The following is a 17,104-nucleotide window of genomic DNA, read 5'->3' as shown; positions in this document are numbered from 1 at the left end:
GAGCTAGCCGAGCAGAGCCGCGCCGAGCGCGAACAGCGAGAACCCCGCGAACAGGAACCCGGCGACGCGTTGGATCAGCCGGGGCCGCAGCCTGCTGCGGATCTTGCTGCCGAGGAACACGGCCAGCGCCGCCACGCACACCAGGCCGGTGAACGCGCCGAGACCCACGGCGAAGGGCTGGCCGTAGCGGGCGGCGAGCCCGGCGGTGGCGAGCTGCGACGCATCGCCCCACTCGGCGGCGAAGAGCACCGCGAACGACGTCATCGCGGCGCGCAGGAACGACACGGGCTGGGCGCCGGAGCGGGCGGCGTCGTGGCTGCTGTCCTCGCCCTGCTGGAAGCCTTCGCGCAGCAGCATGGCCGCGCCGATGCCGAACATCACCCCGACGACAACGGAAACGAGCCGGTCGGGAAGAAGGGTGAGCACGCTGCCGAAAGCGACGGCGATCACAGCCTGTACGGCGAATGCAGCCGATACGCCGGCGAGTACCGCTCGCGCGCGATAACGCGTGGTCAGCACCAGCGTCGCCACCATCGTTTTGTCCGGCAGCTCCACGGCCATGACCAGCGCGAACGTCGCGAGAAACGCCAGCATCGCGGAGGACATCGAAAACCTCACCCCTTCTGCTTCCACGATAAAGGGGAGGGTGCTGAATGCCCAGCTGATTGGATTTGCGAATCGCCTTTTTCGGCGCCGGTGTTCCTATTTGCTGGATTGACTAATCATTTTCTTCGGCCTGCCGAAAATCAGGATTCCCAGACGGCGGCGGGCCTGGCTCCCTGGTCGTGCGCGAGCCGCAGCAGCGGCTCGGTCTCGTGCCACAGCTCGGCCACGATGTCGCGCATGACGTGCAGCCCCTCGCTGATCTCCTGCCACTGCCGCTCGAACGAGTCCTTGTCGCCGGTGGCCCGCTCCATCTCGCCGCGCACGAGGAACTCCAGCATCGTCCGGCGTGCCTCGAAGGCGGCGTGCTGGTGCAATTCGTCGTCGCGCATTCCCCGCACGTCGTTGCCGGAACGCAGCAAGGAGATCGCCTTCAGCGCCGTCTCGGTGGCGAACAGCACCAGCTCGGCACCCCAGTACGTGAAGTACAGGTCGTGGCCCGTCCGCTGCATGACGTCGATGGTGAGCTGCAGGCCCACCGTGTCGGCGACGCCCTCGAGGTTCATCGACCACCGCGGGCTCTGCTCTCCGTCGCCGACGTGATCCTCCAGCACGTGGGCGTACTCGTGGGCCAGAAGGAAGGTGTGAGCGGCCTGCACGACGATCGACGAGAACCGCTGCGCGCCGGGCGCGACCCGGTAGGGCTCGGCGGCCGAGGCGCGGCCGGTGGTCACGTAGCTGAACACGGCGTCGAGGAACCGGCGCACGGCTTCGTCGTCCTGGCGCAGGTGGGCGCGCACGTCGGCGCGTTTCGTGGCGAAGCCGAGCATGCCGGCGGGCGCCGTCGGGCCTGAGGGGACCGCGAGCGCGACGGCCTTGCCGAACAGGAACAGAAACTGCAGCAGCTCCCTGTCCACGAGCACCAGGTGGCCGTCGTCGCCGGGCATCCGCATCGTGCGGGCGTTGAGGTGACCGACGTCGAGCAGCCCGACCAGCGGCGGATCGCTCCCGCGTCCGCGCCCGGCCCGCACGACGGCCTCGTCGATGCGCGACGCCACCAGCTGCACGGACTTGTGCACGCCGAGCTCCTCGTACCTGGTCGGCGGCCGGATCGAGGAATCAGGCCCCGCCTGGTGGGCGAGCAGTGCGGCGACCTCGGCGTCGGTCGCGCTCGGATGCGCCCTGCGGATGTCGTTCGCGGTCAGCCTCGGCGGGCCTGAGGGCGGGCCCTCGACGAGTGCGGACTGCATGCGCTCGAGAAACGCCACTGCGCTCTGCGCAGGCTCCCGGCGTCGCAGGCGGAACCGGCGTAGTCGCGCGTCGTCATCCACGGAATCCACGGGCACAGGCAACCACACAGGACTGGCAGGCGGGAGGCTTTCGGCACAGGGACCTACGTCCCGCGCACGACGGGACCACGGGACCTGACGGGCAGAGGCCTTCGCGGAGGAAAGTCAGGGACGTGGAGGTCCTGGAACTAGCGCGCTGGCAGTTCGGAATCACGACCGTCTACCACTTCTTGATGGTGCCGTTGACGATCGGATTGTCGATTCTCGTCGCCGGCATGCAGACGGCGTGGGTGCGCACCGGCAACGAGCGCTACCTGAAGATGACCAAGTTCTGGGGCAAGCTCCTGCTGGTCAACTTCGCGATGGGCGTGGTGACGGGCATCGTGCAGGAGTTCCAGTTCGGGATGAACTGGAGCGCCTACTCGAGGTTCGTCGGTGACGTCTTCGGTGCGCCGCTGGCGATGGAGGGCCTGGTCGCGTTCTTCGTCGAGTCGACGTTCCTGGGCCTGTGGATCTTCGGCTGGGACCGGCTGTCGAAGCGGGTGCACCTGGCGTGTGTGTGGGCGTTCTCGCTGGCCACAGTGGCCTCGGCGTACTTCATCCTCGCGGCGAACTCGTGGATGCAGCATCCGGTGGGGGTGGAGTTCGTCGACGGCAAGCCGACGATGAACTCGATCTGGGCCGTGCTGACCAACAACACCGCGCTGGCGGCGATCCCGCACACGATCGCGGGCACGTTCTCGGTGGCGGCGGCGTTCCTGGTCGGCATCGCGGCGTGGCGGTTGTGGCGCAAGCGCAAGGAGGCCGACGAGGACCGCAAGGTCTGGCGCTCGTCGCTGAAGCTGGGCACCTGGGTCGGTGTCGTGGCGTTCGGAGTGCTGGCGATCACTGGCGACATGCAGGGCAAGCTGATGTTCGAGCAGCAGCCGATGAAGATGGCCGCCGCCGAGGCGCTGTGCCACACCGAGAAGCCGGCCAGTTTCTCGATCCTCGCCGTTGGCGACGTCGCGAACGCCGACTGCGAGAGCGTGAAGACGTTCACGGTGCCCGCGTTGCTGTCGTTCCTGGCGCACAACGACTTCTCGACCGAGGTCAAGGGCGTCGAGGACCTGGTGGGCCAGTATCAGGAGCAGTACGGCACGAACTATCCGGACGATCCCGCGCTCGGCGAGCTCGCGGGCAAGCCCATCGACTACGTGCCGAACCTGCCCGTGACGTACTGGGGCTTCCGGACCATGATCGGCTTCGGCGCGCTCTCGGCCGGGATCGGCGTGCTGGCGCTGTGGTTGACGCGCAGGGACCGCATCCCGAACACCAAGTGGTTCCCGAGGATGACGCTGCTCGGAATCGCGCTGCCGTTCATCGCCAACAGCGCGGGCTGGATCTTCACGGAGATGGGCCGCCAGCCGTTCGTGGTGGTGCCCAACCCGACGGGTGTGGACGGCGTGTGGATGTTCACCGCGCAAGCCGTGTCGAACGTGACGACGGGCGAGGTGTGGACCTCGCTGATCTCGCTGACCCTGCTCTACGCGGTGCTCGGGGTGGTGGAGGTCTTCCTGATGGTCAAGTACGTCCGCGGCGGCATCGAGGGCGTGATGCCCCCGAAGAAACCGGACCGCGACGACGGCGGTGACGAGGGCAAATCCGATGACGACGCACTCGCGTTCGCGTACTGAGGAGGAGCGAGACGATGTTCGGGGTAAGTAGGCAACCCCCCACCCTCCCTGGGGGGCGTCCCCGCTGCCAGCCTACCGGCTTTCCAGGTATCCACGGGGTGCTGCCAGCAAATTGTGGACAACTCAGGCTGTTGTGCACAACCTGGGGAAATCTGGTTTCACCTGAAACATCGGCCGGAGGGCCGTGCTGATGGACCTCGCGATCGTCTGGTTCTGCGTGATCGCCCTCTTCTGGGCTGGGTACCTCTTCCTCGAGGGATTCGACTTCGGCGTCGGCATGCTGCTGCCCGTGCTCGGCCGCGACAACACCGAGCGTCGCGTCATGATCAACACCATCGGGCCGGTGTGGGACGGCAACGAGGTGTGGGTCATCGTCGCGGGCGGAGCGATGTTCGCGGCGTTCCCCGCCTGGTACGCGGGACTCTTCTCGTCGGCCTACCTGCCACTGCTGGTCGTGCTGCTCGCCCTCATCGGCCGCGGTGTCGCCTTCGAGTACCGCGGCAAGGTCGACACCGAGCGCTGGCGCCGCACCTGGGACCGCGTGATCGTCCTCGGCTCGTGGCTCCCACCGCTGGGCATCGGGCTCATCATCTCCACCACCGTGCTCGGCCTGCCGCTCGACGCCGACGGCAACCGCGTCGGCTCCGCGTTCGAGGCCGTGCGCTGGGACACCCTGCTCGGGGCGGTCGCCATCGTCGGCTTCTCGATCGTGCACGGCGCCGCGTTCCTCGCGCTCAAGACCGACGGCGAACTGCGCCACCGCGCCCGCAGGCTCGCCGTGCGGATCCTGCCCGTCGCCCTCGCGCCGCTGCTGGCGCTGGTCGTGCTCGTCCAGGTGCGCGAGGGCGAGGCGTGGACCGTCGCCCCGGTGGTGGTCGTGTTCCTCGCCGCCGCGGTCGCGTGGTGGCGGCTCGCCAAGGGCAGGGAAGGCCAGGCCTTCGCCTCGCTCGGGGTGGCCATCGTGGGCGCCGCCGTCGCGCTGTTCGGCGCGCTGTACCCCGATGTCCTTCCGTCCACAGGGGACCCGGCCAACTCGCTGACCGTCTCGAACGCCTCGTCGAGTCCCTACACGCTGCAGGTCATGACCTGGGTCGCCGCCTTCGGCGCTCCCGCCGTGCTCGTCTACCAGGGCTGGACCTACTGGGTGTTCCGCAAGCGCATCAGCACCCACCACATCCCGAAGGTGCACGTGCCCCGATGAACTCTCCCGTCCGCACACCCCTTTCCGCCACTGTGTCCAGAGTGGACACGCTGCGGACGGGAAAGGGTCCGCTCGGCGCGCTGCCGGCCCTCTCGGCCTCGGCGCGCCGGGCGTTGGCCTTCGCCGGGGTACTCGCACTGTTCAACGCCGCCGCACTGGTGGCACAGGCGTTCCTGCTCGCGTCGGTGCTCGCGGCGCTCGTCGCGGGACAGACCGCCGGGCACGCGGGTGCGCTCGCCGCGCTGCTCGCCGTCGTTCTCGCCCGCTCCGTCATCGGCTGGGGCATCCGTGTCGTCGCCGCCCGCGCCGCGGCGGGCGCCAAGGAGGAACTGCGCGCCAAGACCGTGGACCACGCCCTGCGGCTCGGTCCGGAATGGATCGCCAGGCACGGTCCCGGTGAGCTAACCACGCTCACGACCAAGGGGCTCGACGCGCTCGACGCCTACTTCACCGAGTACCTGCCCGCGCTGGTCACCGCCGCTGTCGTGCCGCTCGGCGTCGGCGCCGCCGTGCTCGTCGCCGACTGGCCCTCCGCCGTGATCATCGCGCTGACCCTGCCGCTGCTGCCGATGTTCGCGATCCTCATCGGCAAGCACACCGCCGACCGGGTCGCCTCGGCCACCGACGCCGTGCACCGCCTCTCGGGCCACCTGCTGGAACTCGTGCGCGCGCTGCCCGTGCTCGCAGCCTTCCGCAGGGCCGACGCGCAGGCCGAGGCCGTGCGGCGGGTCAGCGACCGGCACCGCAGGACCACACTGGACACCCTGCGCGTCGCGTTCGCCTCGGCGTTCGCGCTCGAACTCGCCGCGACGTTGTCCGTCGCGCTCGTCGCCGTGGTCATCGGCGTCCGGCTCGTCTACGGCGACATGTCGCTGGCCATCGGGCTCGGCGTGCTGATCCTCGCGCCCGAGTGCTTCCAGCCGCTGCGCACCGCCGGCGCCGCCTTCCACGCCAGCGACGACGGCGTCGAAGCGGTCCGCCGGGTCGCCGACGTGCTCGCCGAGCAGGCGCCGACGCCGGGATCGGTGCCGCCGAAGCGCGGAGAGGTGCGCGTCAGCGGTCTGCGCGTGGCGCGCCGCGGCGGGTACGCGCCCGACGGCGAGTCGTTCACCGCGCGGGCGGGCAGCACCGTGTGGCTGCGTTCTCCCAGCGGAGCGGGCAAGAGCACCACCCTGTCGGTGCTCCTCGGCTTCGCGACGCCCGCCGACGGGACGGTCACCATCGGTGGCACGCCCCTCAACGATGTCGACATGTCGGCTTGGCGGGAGTCGATCGCCTGGGTGCCGCAGTCGCCCGCTTTCGCCGGCGGCACCGTCGGTGACGAGCTCGAACTGGCCGCGCCCGGCTCGCCCCACGTCGACGCCGTGCTCACCCAGCTCGGGCTCACCGGCCTGCAGGCTCGGCCGGTCGGTCGCCTCTCCACCGGCCAGCGGCAGCGCGTCGCCGTCGCCCGCGCACTGCTGCGCGTGCGGGCGGGCGCGTGGCTGCTGCTGCTCGACGAACCCACCGCGCACCTCGACGCTGCCAACGCCGAACGCGTGCTCGCCGCCATTCGCGACGCCGAGCGTGCCGGTGCCGCCGTAGTGATCGCCGCCCACGAACGCGCCGCGCTCGGCTCCGGAGACGAGCCGGTTCACGCACAGGGCGATGCGGAAGAAGCCGACGAACGTCGGTCGGGGAATTCGCGGCTGCGGAGCCTGCTCAGCGGCCGGTTCCTCGGTGGAGCCGCGCTCGGCGCCGCCGCACTGCTCGCGGGGGTCGCCCTCACCGCGACCTCGGGCTGGCTCATCGCCAAGGCCTCGCAGCAGCCACCGATCCTCACCCTCACCGTCGCGGTGGTCGGCGTGCGCACGTTCGGACTCGCCCGCGCCGGGCTCCGCTACGTTGAGCGCCTCGTCACCCACGACGCCGCGTTCCGCATCGCCGAGCGGCTGCGGGTCCGGCTGTGGCGCGCGTTGGTGCGCCTCGGCCCCGCGCACACTCTCGGCCTGCGCCGCGGCGAAGGCCAGCGCAGGCTCGTCGCCGACGTCGACACCGTGCGCGACCTGCTGCCTCGCGTCGTCACGCCACCCCTGGTGGTGGCCGCGGTGGTGCTCGGCGCGTGCGGCATCCAGGCCATCGTGCTGCCCGAGGCCGGAGTCGCACTCGCCGTGGCAGCGCTCGTCGCCGTCATGCTCGCGCCCGGGCTCGCGCTGCTCGTCGAACGGCACGCCACCTCGGCGCTGGCCGAGGGCCGTCGCACCGTGGCCGAACGCGTGCTCGGCCTGTTCGACGTCGCCGCCGAGCTGATCGCCTTCGGGGCCCACCGCGCGCGCCGTGCCGACCTCGCCGCCGCCGACGCGGACCTGACCACCCTCGCGCGCAAGCAGGCGCTCGGGGCGGGTGCGGCCGACGCCGTGATCACACTCGCCACCGGAGCCGCTGCCGTCGCGAGCACCTGGTCCGCGGCGGGCGCCGTCGCCGCGGGGACGCTCAACCCCGTGGTCACGCCGCTGCTCGCGCTCGTGCCGCTCGCGCTGGCGGAAGTGCTCTCGCTGCTCCCGCCCGCGGCTCAGCACCTGGACTCGCTGCGCCAGGCCCACGGCAGGCTCGCCGCCACGTGGGACCGGCCGAGCCCTCCCGCCGCCGACCGGATCGTGCGCGGCGGCGACGGCGTCTCCCTGCGCGGTGTCGACGTGCGCTGGCCGGGCGGCGCGGAACCCGTGCTGCGCGACCTCGACCTCGACCTCGCGCCAGGTGCGCGCGTCGCCGTGGTGGGACCGTCCGGAGCAGGCAAGTCGACCCTGCTCGCCACGCTGCTCGGCTTCCTCGCCCCCGAAGACGGGCACGCGAGCCTGCCGACCCGCGTCGCGTGGGCACCGCAGGAGCCGCAGCTGGTGTCGACCACCGTCGCCGAGAACCTGCGCCTCGCCGACCCGCACGCCACCGACGAGCGACTCACCGAGGCGCTGCGCATCGTCGGACTGCCCGACCTGGAACTGCGGACCGTGCTCAGCAGCGCGGGCGCGGGCCTGTCCGGCGGGCAGGCCCAGCGCCTCGCGCTCGCCAGGGCGGTGCTCGCGGCGGGCGAGGCGGACCTCGTGCTGCTCGACGAACCGACCGCGCACCTCGACGAGCCCACCGCGCGGCTGGTCCTGGCCAACCTCGACGAGGCACTGGCCGGAAAGACCGTCGTGCACGTCACCCACCGACCGGAGGAGGTGCGGGGCGCCGACGTGGTGCTCGAGGTCGGAGAAGGGCAGATCACAGCGCGGCAGACGGCTCTGGCGGGCGGAGGCGCATAACCTTGATGTTGCTGATGGAACCCACGATCGCCGCACGAGCACTGTCCGCGGCCACTGAGATCACCACGACGGCACTGTCCGGCGACGACCCCGGCACGGTGCTGGGCTCCGTCGTCCGCCATGCCGCCGAGCTCGCCGACGCCGACCTTGGCCTCGTGATGGTGCGGGCCGACGACGGCCACGTCACCGTCGAGTCCGCGCACGGCGAGAAGACCGCGGGCCTGCTCGGGCTCGTGCTGCCCGCCGAGTCCGCCGCCGGCACGGTGGCCGCGGGCGGCGAGCCGATCGTCACCGAGGACGTCACCAGCGATCCGCGCACCTCGCGCTACGTGCCGGGGGAGCTGCGGTCCTACGGGCCCTTCGCCGCGGCCCCGTTCGGCAAGGACGGGCGTCAGCTCGGCGTGCTCACCGTCTACCGGGAGCGCGACCGCGAGCCCTTCGCCGCCAGCACGGTGGAGATGCTCACGGCGTTCGCCAGCCAGGCCGGTGTCGTGCTCGCACTCGCGGAGGGAGCCAACGCCCGGCATCGCGTGACGCTCTACCAGGAGCGGGAGCGCATCGCGCGCGAACTGCACGACGTCATCGTGCAGCGGCTCTACGCGGCCGGGATGCAGCTCGACCGCGTGCGGCGGCGGATGCGCAAGCGGTTCGCCGGTGCCGACGGCGCGCGGCTCGGCGAGGCGATCGACCAACTCGACCAGACCATCGAGGAGATCCGCGGCACCGTGCGTGCCCTGCGCTCCCCCGATCCCGAGCCGCACGCGCCGGAACCGGCGGCGACCGACCTCGCGGAGTCGGCGCGCGCCGAGGTGCGCATCGCCGGTGAACTGCTCGGCTATCCGCCCACCCTGGAACTCTCCGGCGAGCTGGCCGACATCCCCGCCGAACGAGCCGACCACGTGCGGGCGGCGTTGCGCGAGGCACTGTCCAATGTGGTGCGCCACTCCGGCGCGAGCGAGACGAGGGTGAGCCTGCAACGCGACCGGGAAGGCGTTCGCCTGCGGGTGCGCGACAACGGCTGCGGCGTGCCCCACGACGTCGCGCAGCGCGGGCTGCGGCACCTCTCCGAGCGCGCCGAAGCCGCGGGCGGCAGGTTCTTCGTCAACTCCTCGCCGAGCCTCGGCACGCTCGTGGCGTTCGACCTGCCGCTGCGCTAGTCGCCGCGCGCCGCGTCGTGCCTGGCGACCCAGGCCGCTGCCTGCGTGCGCCGCTGCATACCGAGCTTGCCGAGCAGCGATGTGACGTAGTTCTTCACCGTCTTCTCCGCCAGGAACAGCCGTTCGGCGATCTCGCGGTTCGACATGCCCTGGCCGATGAGCTCCAGCACGCTGCGTTCCCGCTCGCTCAGCTCGGCGAGCAGATCGGGCTCGGTGGGATGGCGCATCTTGCCGAGCAGCCGCGCGGTGGTCAGCGGATCGAGCAGCGACCGCCCCGCCGCGACCTCGCGCACGGCGTTCACCACGTCCTGCCCGCGAACCTGCTTCAGCAGATAGCCGGACGCCCCGGCCATGATCGCCCCGATCATGGCCTCCTCGTCGTCGAAAGCCGTCAGCACCAGGCACTGCGGCGGGTTGGGCCGGGTCCGCAACTCGCGGCAGAGCGTCACGCCGTCGGTCTCGGTCTCGCCGAGCCGGACGTCCACGACGGCCACGTCGGGCTCCACGTGCATGGCCACGGCGAGCGCCTCGTCGGCCGAACTCGCCTCGGCGACGACCTCGATGTCGGGCTCGTCGGTCAACAGCTCCCGCAACCCGCGACGAACCACCTCGTGATCGTCGACGAGCAACACCTCGATGGCCATACCCCGAGGTTACGTGCTCGCCGAGGTGCTGGGGGAACGTGCCAACAATCAACGACCGCGGGATGGCGGGGGCCATTCCTGTCTTCTTTTTGCTGCCGGTAACGGGCATGCGAGGGCAAATCGATTACAAAAGACATCCGGAACTGTTGTCGCCGCCGATATCCCTTGCCCCACAAGCGAAAGGTGATCGCCGTGTCCATGAAGCGTCGTATGACGATATTTCTTTCCGCGTTCGCATTCGCGGGTATGGCCTGCGTCGGTGTCGCATCGGCGGAGGGGGCCCAGAACGATTTGAACTGCGACGATTTCTCCTCGCAGGCCGAAGCGCAGGCCGCGCTCGATCGCGACCCCAGTGATCCCAACAATCTCGACGGTGACGGCGACGGCATCGCGTGTGAGAACGGCTCCACCGGCCCGCCTCAGGTCCCGGTGCAGCCAAGGGGTGGTGTCGACACCGGTGGCACCGGCGGCGACACCGGCACCGGTTCCGAACTGGTCGTGCTCGGCGGGATCGGCGGGCTGGTGCTGATCGGTGCGGGCGCAGCCGTCACAGTCCGGCGCCGCAACCAGGAGTGACCACTCCCGGCGGGCGGATCCGATGGCGGGCGCTCACGGTTCTCGGCGCCGTCCTGGCAGGAGATCCCGTCGATCGGTGTGCGGACGGGACACTCACGAGCAACACCTCGATGTCCATACCCCGAGGTCGCGTGCTCGCCGAGGGGTCGGGGGAAAGGAGCCAACAATCATCCCCGAATGTCTGTGAGGAGATTTCTTTTATCTTTTTGGTCAACTCTGTAACAAGCGGATATGGATCAATCGATATGACCGAACATCCGACGTGATCTTTCCGGCGTTCGGTATCCATCGTCCTTCTCGCGAAAGGGATCCCCGTGTCCGTCAAGCGCCGTCTGATGGTGTTTATCTCCGCGTTCGCACTAGCGGGTATGGCCTGTACCGGCATTGCCACCGCCGAGGCACAGACCGACTACAACTGCAGTGACTTCGAAACCTGGGAGGAAGCCAAGAAGGTTTTCGACTCGTTGCCGGGAGATCCGTACGACCTCGACCGCGACGGCAACGGCATTCCCTGCGAGAGCCTGCCCGGCGCCCCGGACGACGACCCGGGCACGCCGCCGCCCTCGCCGGAACCGCCCGTCGAGGAGCCGCCCGCCGAGCAGCCGCCTGCGACCCAGCCGCCCGCCGAGCAGCCGCCGGCGACGCAGGCTCCGGTCGCCGACAAGAACTGCGACGATTTCGCGTCGCAGTCCGACGCGCAGGCTGCCCTCGAGCAGGACCCCAGCGATCCCCACAACCTCGATGGCGACAACGACGGCGAAGCCTGTGAGAGCCACTTCGGCTCGGCGTCGACCGGTGACGACGACCAGCAGGTCGCGGTGCACCCCGTTGGCGGCGTCGCCACTGGCGGCACCGGCGACAACGAGGACGGCTCTGGGCTGGTCGCGCTCGGCGCTCTGACGTTGGTCGGCGCCGGTGCGGTGTTCGCCGCCCGACGCCGAGTTCAGGCGTGAGCACTCCCATCGCGAGGCGGTTCCGATGGCGGGTGTTCGCCGTCCTCGGAACCGCCGTGGTGGTCGCCGTCGCGGTGATCGTGGCGGTGCTGCTCGGCTCCCAGCCGGACCCGGTGGCCACCCCAGCCACCCCGACTGCGGCGCCGGCAGAGCACTCCGAACGACCCGCCGCGCCCGTCTCTGCGAGCGAGCCGGAGCCGAGCGGGCCACTGGCGGAATCGCGCCCTGCGTCGCTCGAAATCCCGTCGATCGGGGTCCGCACCGGTGAGGTCATCGATCTCGGACTGGAACCGGACGGCGCGCTCGAAGTGCCCACCGACGCGGCTACCGCGGGCTGGTACGTGGAAAGTCCGACGCCGGGCGAGGTCGGGCCGTCGATCATCGCCGGCCACGTGGACTACGCGAATGTGCCCGGCGTGTTCTACCGGCTGCACGAACTTCAGCCCGGCGAGCAGTTGACCGTGCACCGTGAGGACGGCACGAGCGTGGTGTACACGGTCGACCGTGTCGAGCGGTACGCGAAGGCGGAGTTCCCGACCGAGGAGGTCTACGGCAACACGGACGGCCCGGAGCTCAGGTTGATCACCTGCGGCGGCGCCTTCGACGACTCGACGGGCCACTACTTGGACAACGTGATCGCCTACGCCACGATGGCGGGAGTGAAATAACCACCGGCGCGGCGGCGTTGCCACTGCCATGAGTACTGAGAGCCGTGGCCGGGTTCGTACGGAGCGCGGAGCGAAACGGGTCCGCGCCCTGTTCGCAGGAAAGGTGGTGGCCGACACGACGCGGCCGCTGTTGGTGTGGGAGGTGCCGTACTTCCCGACGTACTACTTCCCGCGCGAGGACGTCAGCACCGAGCTGATCGTCCCTACCGGACAGACGCGGAACTCGCCGAGCCGGGGCGAGGGCCGGGTGGCCACGCTCCGGGTCGGCGACCGCGAGGCCGTCGACGCCGTGCTCGACTACCCGGAGTCGCCGCTGGAGGAGCTGCGCGATCACGTGCGGCTCGACTGGGACTCGATGGACGCGTGGTTCGAGGAGGACGAGGAGGTCTACGTCCACCCTCGCGACCCGCGCACGAGGGTGGACATCCTGCCGAGCTCGCGCCACGTCCGGGTGGAGGTCAACGGCGTGACCGTGGCCGACACGCACGCGCCACGGCTGCTGTTCGAGACGAACCTGCCCACCCGGTACTACCTGCCGAAGACCGACGTGCGGCTCGACCTGCTGGAGCCGAGCCAGCGCGTGACCCGCTGCCCGTACAAGGGCGACGCGGAGTACTTCTCGGTGCGAGCGGGTGACGAGCTGGTCCCCAACCTCGCGTGGTCGTATCGCACGCCGTTGCCCGAGAGCGAGCGCGTCGCCGGCCTGATCTCGTTCACCGACGAACTGGTGGACGTCTACGTGGACGGCCGGTTGCAGGAGCGCCCGAAGACGAAGTTCGCCTGACGCTGCGCTACTCGGTAGCTGGGAACCGTACCTCGTTGCGGTCGATCTTCGCGTTCGCCGCTTCCAGGAGATCCGCGCCCAGGACGTCGGCCAGTCGCGTCAGGTAGAGCAGCACGTCGGCGAGTTCGTCCAGCACCTCGGCCTTCAGCTCCGGGTTCTCGAGTGCTCTGACCGATTCGTCCGGTGTCAGCCACTGGAACAGAGCGGTCAGTTCGCCCACTTCCCCCGACAACGCCATGACCAGGTTCTTCGGCGTGTGGTAGGGCTCCCAGTCGCGGGCGGCGGCGAAATCGCGCAGTCTCTGGATCAGGTCGTCGAGCGTCACGCGGCCCTGCCTATCACACTCTCGGATTACTTTCTGTACCCAAACCAGCACTCTTGGTTTACTCGGTCTGGATTGAGAGGGGTGGTATGGCCGATTGGCGGCAGGAGGCTGCTCGCGCGGTCGAAGCGGAGCTGGAGCACGCCCGCGAGACCGGAGAGTGGACCGAGCTGGGACGGTTCCGGAAGACCGGAGACGGCGAGTACGCCGTCGACGTACGGGGGAGGCGTGTCGATCCCATCGACGACGTCCGGGTCGCGGGGCCCGAGGGACCCCGGAACGGGCCCGCGATACCCGTGCGGGCCGAGCTGAGGGGCGGTGTCCTCTGGCTCGGCATAGCCGGCCCCATCCCACCCGATTGCGATCGCGTGTGGGCGCGACAGGTCCGTTCGCGGGAGTCGCTGGAACGCCTGGCGCGCGAGTTGCGGGGGCTCGGCCACGCGCCGCTCGCCGACCAGCTCGCCGCGGGAGAGCTCGACCGGGCCAACGACGCCTTCCGAGCCTGCTTCCGGCCGGGGTTGCGGCTGGTCTGGGGCGGGCCTGGCACCGGGAAGACGACCCTGATCGCCAACGCCGCCGCCGACCTCGCTCGCGCGGGCAAGCGGGTGCTGATCGTGGCCGGTGACGAGGCGCCGCTCGATCCGGGGCACGACGCCGAGCGACTGGTGATCCAGGAACATCTCGCCGAGCTCACCAGCATCGAACGTGACATCGCCGAGCTGGACGAGGAGCTCGCCGGATACGACCACGCGGCCTTCCTCGCCGCGACGCGGAGGATCGAGAACCACGAGCGGTCGTCGTCGCTGGAGACCGAGTTCGCCGAGGCGCGCAGCACGCACGAACAGGCCTGCGACGAGCTCGCCGCGGCACAGGGCGAACTGCGTTCGGTCCGCGAGACGTGGCACGACAGCACCGTCGCCAGGGGCAGGCTCTCGGAGGCACGCGAGCTGACCGCCCAGGTCGGCGCCGTCTCGGACACGGTCGCCACGCTCAGCGCCCGCATCGAGGGCAGGCGCCGGTTCTACCGCGGCAGGCGCGCCGACCGCAGGGCGCTGCGGGCCGCCGACGCCGACTGGCTCCGGCTCGAACAGCGCATCGCCGACTGCCGTGCGCAGGCCGCGCCGCTCACCGACGACGACGCCGTCGGCATCGAGAGCGGACTGACCGGTGCGCACGACCGGCTCGACGCGGCCGCGCGCGAGGAGGCCGCCGCCCACGCTCGCTTCGAGCAGTTGCGCGGCCGGATCGCGCAGCTGCGCTCGATCGGCCTCGCGTCCGATCAGGACCGCCGGTTCCACGCCGAGTGCCTGCGGCTCGACCTGCCCGGTGTGTACGCCCGGCGCGAGGCCCTGCTGGGCCGGAGCCCCGACCGGGCCGCCCGGCGCGGACAGCTCGAGGAGCGCCTGTGGTGGCTCGGCGAACGGGCTCACAGCAGGCGCTACGAGACCGGGTTCTCCGGCAGGGTCGTGCGCGTCTGCCCGGCCCGCCGGTTCGTGGCGGAGCGGCCCTTCGACGTCGTGCTGGTCGACGACGCGGGTTCGGCGCGGCTGTCCGATGTGCTCCTCGCGGTCGCGCAGGCGCGCGAGACCGCCGTGCTCTTCGGCGACTTCCGCCGTCCCGGTCCGCGCGTGCGCCCGCCGAGCATCAAGAACGTGCCCGAGGTCCGCCGCTTCACGCTCACCACGCCGTTCGCGCACTGCGGCATCCGCACGCCTGAGGACGCCGAGACCCACTCGGGGTGCGCCGTGCTCACCAGGCAGCTCCGGTTCGGCACCGGCGTGCGCGCGCTCGCCAACAGCACCGGCTACGACGTGCTGGAGGGCAGGGGCAAGCTCGACACCGAGGTCGTGCTGCTCGACACGGCGGGCGCGGCTCCCGACTACGCGGCGGTGGTGCGGTTCGCCGAGGGCACCGGGCGGGACACCACCGCCGTGGTGGCTCCCAACCGGCTGCAGTCCGAGGCCTGGCTCGCCGCGGTGCGCGACCGGCTCGGCGTCGCCGTGGGGACCGCGCGCACCCTGCCCGGCGACGAGTTCGACACCGTGCTCGTGGATCTGACCGGTGACGACTGGGCCGAACGGGTACGTTCCTTCGGTGCCGCGGTCACCAGGGTGCGCAGGCGGCTGTACCTGCTGGCCGACCTGAGCGCCGTCAAAGCGGCGCCCATCGGGTCGCCGCTCGGCGCGGTCAACGCCCTCCGCCTGCAGGGATCACTCACCGTGCGCAGCCTCGACGAGGTGGTGATCCCCGCACCGAGGCGGCCACGTTCGGCGACCGATCGGCACGTGACGGTGACCAATGAGAGTGCATCTCATGACACGATGAGTGGGTGACCCGCCAATCGGACCTGCGCACGTACCTCCGTTCGCTCGACGTGGCGGTGCTGGCCGATCTGTTGTGCGCGCAGGCCGAACGAGACCCCGATTTCGGCAGGCGGCTGCTCGCCCGCGCGGAGGGGTCCGAGAACGGCGAGCTCGCCCAGGCCAGCGACCTGCTCGACGACGCGGCGCCCGCCGCCGAGTCGGTGCAGGTCGCCTCGGTGCTGGACACGCTGCAGCGGCTGCTCGACGCGGGGACGCAGGCCGACGTGGCGCCGCTGGCGCGCAGGGCTGTTGACAAGATCACCACGGCACTGGGCGAGGTGGACGAGCCCAGCGGTGCCGCGGCCGAGCAGCTGGAGCGCGCGGTGTCGCTGTACGCGCGGGCCTGCGCGGCACACCCGCCGCGGCCAGGGCAGCTCGCCGAGTGGCTGTTGCGACTGGCCTTCGAACGTCCCGGCTGGCCCGACATCCCGCTGACTCCGTTCGCTGAAGCGTTGGGGGACAGGGGACTCGCCCGGGTGAGGTCCACAGTGGATGGAATCCTGGCCGAGCCGGACGCCGACGCCGTCCGCGCCCGCACCGCGCAACGGCTCGGTCAGGAGCACGCGGAGGTCACGGGTGACGTCGACACCGTGGTCCGGATGCTGTCGGACCAGCTGCCCAGGCTCGACGTGAGCCTCAAGATCGTCAGGGTGCTGCGTGCCGCTGGCAGGCACAGCGAGGCCATCGCCTACGCGGCGAAGGCGCTCAGCAACGGCAACGGCGGCCGCAGGGGACCGCTCGTCGCCGCGCTGGAACGTGCTCGCCGGGCGCAGGAACCCGGGCCCCAGCCGGAGCCGGCACCGGAGCCGGAGCCGGAACCAGAGCCACAGCCCGAGCCGGAACCCGCGCCGGTGGCCCAGTCCGAGCCAGAGCCGGAAGTCCAGCCCGAGCCAGAGCCGGAAGTCCAGCCCGAGCCAGAGCCGGAAGTCCAGCCCGAGCCAGAGCCGGAAGTCCAGCCCGAACCGGAGCCGGAACCCGAACCCGACGAGCCGAAACCGAGCGAGGCCGTGGACGCGCTGCTCACCGGCGATCGCGGCGACGAAGCGTGGAAACTCGCGGGTGAACATCCGCCCGCAGTGGTGATCCCGGTGTACCGCCGTCACGTCGAGGACCTGATCGGCCAGAAGGACGCTCAGCACTACGCCAGGGCCGCCGTGCACCTGCGCAGGCTGCGCACGTTGCACAAACGAGCCGGAACCGCTGAGGAGTTCGGTGCCTATCTCGGCGAGCTCGTCGAGACGCACCGGCGCAAGACGCGCCTGATAGAAGAGATCCGCAAGGCGCGGATCGCGTTGCCCAAAGCGGTCAGGCAGTGACCGCCGGGCGGTGAACGTCAGGTAGTGGGCGTGGCCTGCTTGCGGACATCGGCCTTGCTGCGCCGTTCGCTGCGGGCGTCGTCGAAGTCGAGAACGAACGACCCGCAGGCCATGGCCAGCAGTACCGCGACTCCGAGCATCGCACCCACCCAGGTCAGGATGATCGAGAACATCGGTGCCTCCCCCGTTTGCTGGTTTCTTTCTTACTCACCAGGATCACCGCGCGGGGGAAGTTGTGCTATCGGCCAAGCGGTTGTCGCTCCGACGG

15 protein-coding genes are annotated in these 17,104 nt (G+C 70.7%); 10 read left to right on the top strand and 5 right to left on the bottom strand.

Annotated features, from left to right (window positions below; all coding sequences use genetic code 11):
- Window positions 1-3 precede the first annotated feature (3 nt).
- On the bottom strand, window positions 4-606 hold the full coding sequence (locus JHE00_RS08745) for a TMEM165/GDT1 family protein (protein ID WP_200316789.1): 603 nt from the start codon (window positions 604-606) through the stop codon (window positions 4-6).
- Between the two features lie 140 nt (window positions 607-746).
- The gene (locus JHE00_RS08740; RefSeq protein ID WP_200316787.1) at window positions 747-1,943 is read right to left on the bottom strand and encodes a M48 family metalloprotease; all 1,197 of its coding nucleotides are present in this window, start codon (window positions 1,941-1,943) and stop codon (window positions 747-749) included.
- 122 nt (window positions 1,944-2,065) lie between these two features.
- On the opposite strand from JHE00_RS08740, the gene JHE00_RS08735 reads away from it, so the two are divergent.
- The 4 genes from JHE00_RS08735 to JHE00_RS08720 all read left to right on the top strand — a co-directional run bounded on the left by JHE00_RS08735 (window position 2,066) and on the right by JHE00_RS08720 (window position 9,210).
- Window positions 2,066-3,568, top strand: a complete 1,503-nt coding sequence (locus JHE00_RS08735; protein WP_200316785.1) for a cytochrome ubiquinol oxidase subunit I — start codon at window positions 2,066-2,068, stop codon at window positions 3,566-3,568.
- A 190-nt stretch (window positions 3,569-3,758) separates the two neighbouring features.
- Window positions 3,759-4,769: a cytochrome d ubiquinol oxidase subunit II gene (gene cydB / locus JHE00_RS08730; protein ID WP_200316776.1), complete on the top strand. Its 1,011-nt coding sequence runs from the start codon at window positions 3,759-3,761 to the stop codon at window positions 4,767-4,769.
- Entirely contained in the window at window positions 4,766-8,053 is a 3,288-nt protein-coding gene (cydD, locus tag JHE00_RS08725) for a thiol reductant ABC exporter subunit CydD (RefSeq protein ID WP_200316774.1), read from the top strand. Before cydB ends, cydD begins: the two co-directional genes overlap by 4 nt.
- Window positions 8,054-8,067: 14 nt before the next feature.
- Complete coding sequence (locus JHE00_RS08720; RefSeq protein ID WP_200316772.1) at window positions 8,068-9,210, top strand: GAF domain-containing sensor histidine kinase; 1,143 nt, start codon at window positions 8,068-8,070, stop codon at window positions 9,208-9,210.
- On the opposite strand, the gene JHE00_RS08715 is transcribed toward JHE00_RS08720, so the two are convergent.
- Window positions 9,207-9,854, bottom strand: a complete 648-nt coding sequence (locus tag JHE00_RS08715; protein WP_200316770.1) for a response regulator — start codon at window positions 9,852-9,854, stop codon at window positions 9,207-9,209. The genes JHE00_RS08720 and JHE00_RS08715 overlap by 4 nt on opposite strands.
- 198 nt (window positions 9,855-10,052) lie before the next feature.
- On the opposite strand from JHE00_RS08715, the gene JHE00_RS08710 reads away from it, so the two are divergent.
- From JHE00_RS08710 to JHE00_RS08695, 4 genes are all read left to right on the top strand, one after another.
- Window positions 10,053-10,430 carry an excalibur calcium-binding domain-containing protein gene (locus JHE00_RS08710; protein ID WP_230423542.1) on the top strand — a complete coding sequence of 126 codons (378 nt, stop codon included), beginning with the start codon at window positions 10,053-10,055 and terminating at the stop codon, window positions 10,428-10,430.
- A 314-nt stretch (window positions 10,431-10,744) separates the two neighbouring features.
- Complete coding sequence (locus tag JHE00_RS08705) at window positions 10,745-11,383, top strand: excalibur calcium-binding domain-containing protein (RefSeq protein ID WP_200316767.1); 639 nt, start codon at window positions 10,745-10,747, stop codon at window positions 11,381-11,383.
- An 8-nt stretch (window positions 11,384-11,391) separates the two neighbouring features.
- Window positions 11,392-12,051 (top strand): class F sortase, encoded by a 660-nt coding sequence (locus tag JHE00_RS08700; protein ID WP_504739427.1) that lies wholly within the window; start codon window positions 11,392-11,394, stop codon window positions 12,049-12,051.
- Window positions 12,052-12,079: 28 nt separating this feature from the next.
- A complete protein-coding gene (locus tag JHE00_RS08695) occupies window positions 12,080-12,835 on the top strand; it encodes a DUF427 domain-containing protein (RefSeq protein WP_200316765.1) in 756 nt (251 codons plus the stop codon).
- Window positions 12,836-12,842: 7 nt separating this feature from the next.
- Here JHE00_RS08695 and JHE00_RS08690 read toward each other — a convergent pair whose 3' ends face one another.
- Window positions 12,843-13,160, bottom strand: coding sequence for a nucleotide pyrophosphohydrolase (locus tag JHE00_RS08690; RefSeq protein WP_200316763.1), 318 nt, complete (start codon window positions 13,158-13,160; stop codon window positions 12,843-12,845).
- An 86-nt stretch (window positions 13,161-13,246) separates the two neighbouring features.
- Between JHE00_RS08690 and JHE00_RS08685 the strand changes: the two genes are divergently transcribed.
- Complete coding sequence (locus JHE00_RS08685) at window positions 13,247-15,490, top strand: hypothetical protein (protein ID WP_200316761.1); 2,244 nt, start codon at window positions 13,247-13,249, stop codon at window positions 15,488-15,490.
- Entirely contained in the window at window positions 15,487-16,836 is a 1,350-nt protein-coding gene (locus JHE00_RS08680; protein WP_200316760.1) for a hypothetical protein, read from the top strand. The genes JHE00_RS08685 and JHE00_RS08680 overlap by 4 nt, the downstream gene beginning before the upstream one ends.
- Before the next feature lie 17 nt (window positions 16,837-16,853).
- On the opposite strand, the gene JHE00_RS08675 is transcribed toward JHE00_RS08680, so the two are convergent.
- A complete protein-coding gene (locus JHE00_RS08675; protein WP_200316758.1) occupies window positions 16,854-17,009 on the bottom strand; it encodes a hypothetical protein in 156 nt (51 codons plus the stop codon).
- Between the last annotated feature and the right edge of the window lie 95 nt (window positions 17,010-17,104).

The organism is Prauserella cavernicola (assembly GCF_016595675.1).
Lineage (GTDB): Bacteria > Actinomycetota > Actinomycetes > Mycobacteriales > Pseudonocardiaceae > Prauserella_A > Prauserella_A cavernicola.
This window is presented reverse-complemented; position numbering and strand designations above follow the sequence as displayed.

Excerpts from the sequence above, each read along its gene's own strand:
- JHE00_RS08675 (WP_200316758.1), bottom strand. The coding sequence starts at position 17,009 with ATGTTCTCGATCATCCTGACCTGGGTGGGTGCGATGCTCGGAGTCGCG.
- cydB (WP_200316776.1), top strand. The coding sequence starts at position 3,759 with ATGGACCTCGCGATCGTCTGGTTCTGCGTGATCGCCCTCTTCTGGGCT.
- JHE00_RS08685 (WP_200316761.1), top strand. The coding sequence starts at position 13,247 with ATGGCCGATTGGCGGCAGGAGGCTGCTCGCGCGGTCGAAGCGGAGCTG.
- JHE00_RS08715 (WP_200316770.1), bottom strand. The coding sequence starts at position 9,854 with ATGGCCATCGAGGTGTTGCTCGTCGACGATCACGAGGTGGTTCGTCGC.
- JHE00_RS08695 (WP_200316765.1), top strand. The coding sequence starts at position 12,080 with ATGAGTACTGAGAGCCGTGGCCGGGTTCGTACGGAGCGCGGAGCGAAA.
- JHE00_RS08720 (WP_200316772.1), top strand. The coding sequence starts at position 8,068 with ATGGAACCCACGATCGCCGCACGAGCACTGTCCGCGGCCACTGAGATC.
- JHE00_RS08745 (WP_200316789.1), bottom strand. The coding sequence starts at position 606 with ATGTCCTCCGCGATGCTGGCGTTTCTCGCGACGTTCGCGCTGGTCATG.
- cydD (WP_200316774.1), top strand. The coding sequence starts at position 4,766 with ATGAACTCTCCCGTCCGCACACCCCTTTCCGCCACTGTGTCCAGAGTG.
- JHE00_RS08710 (WP_230423542.1), top strand. The coding sequence starts at position 10,053 with ATGAAGCGTCGTATGACGATATTTCTTTCCGCGTTCGCATTCGCGGGT.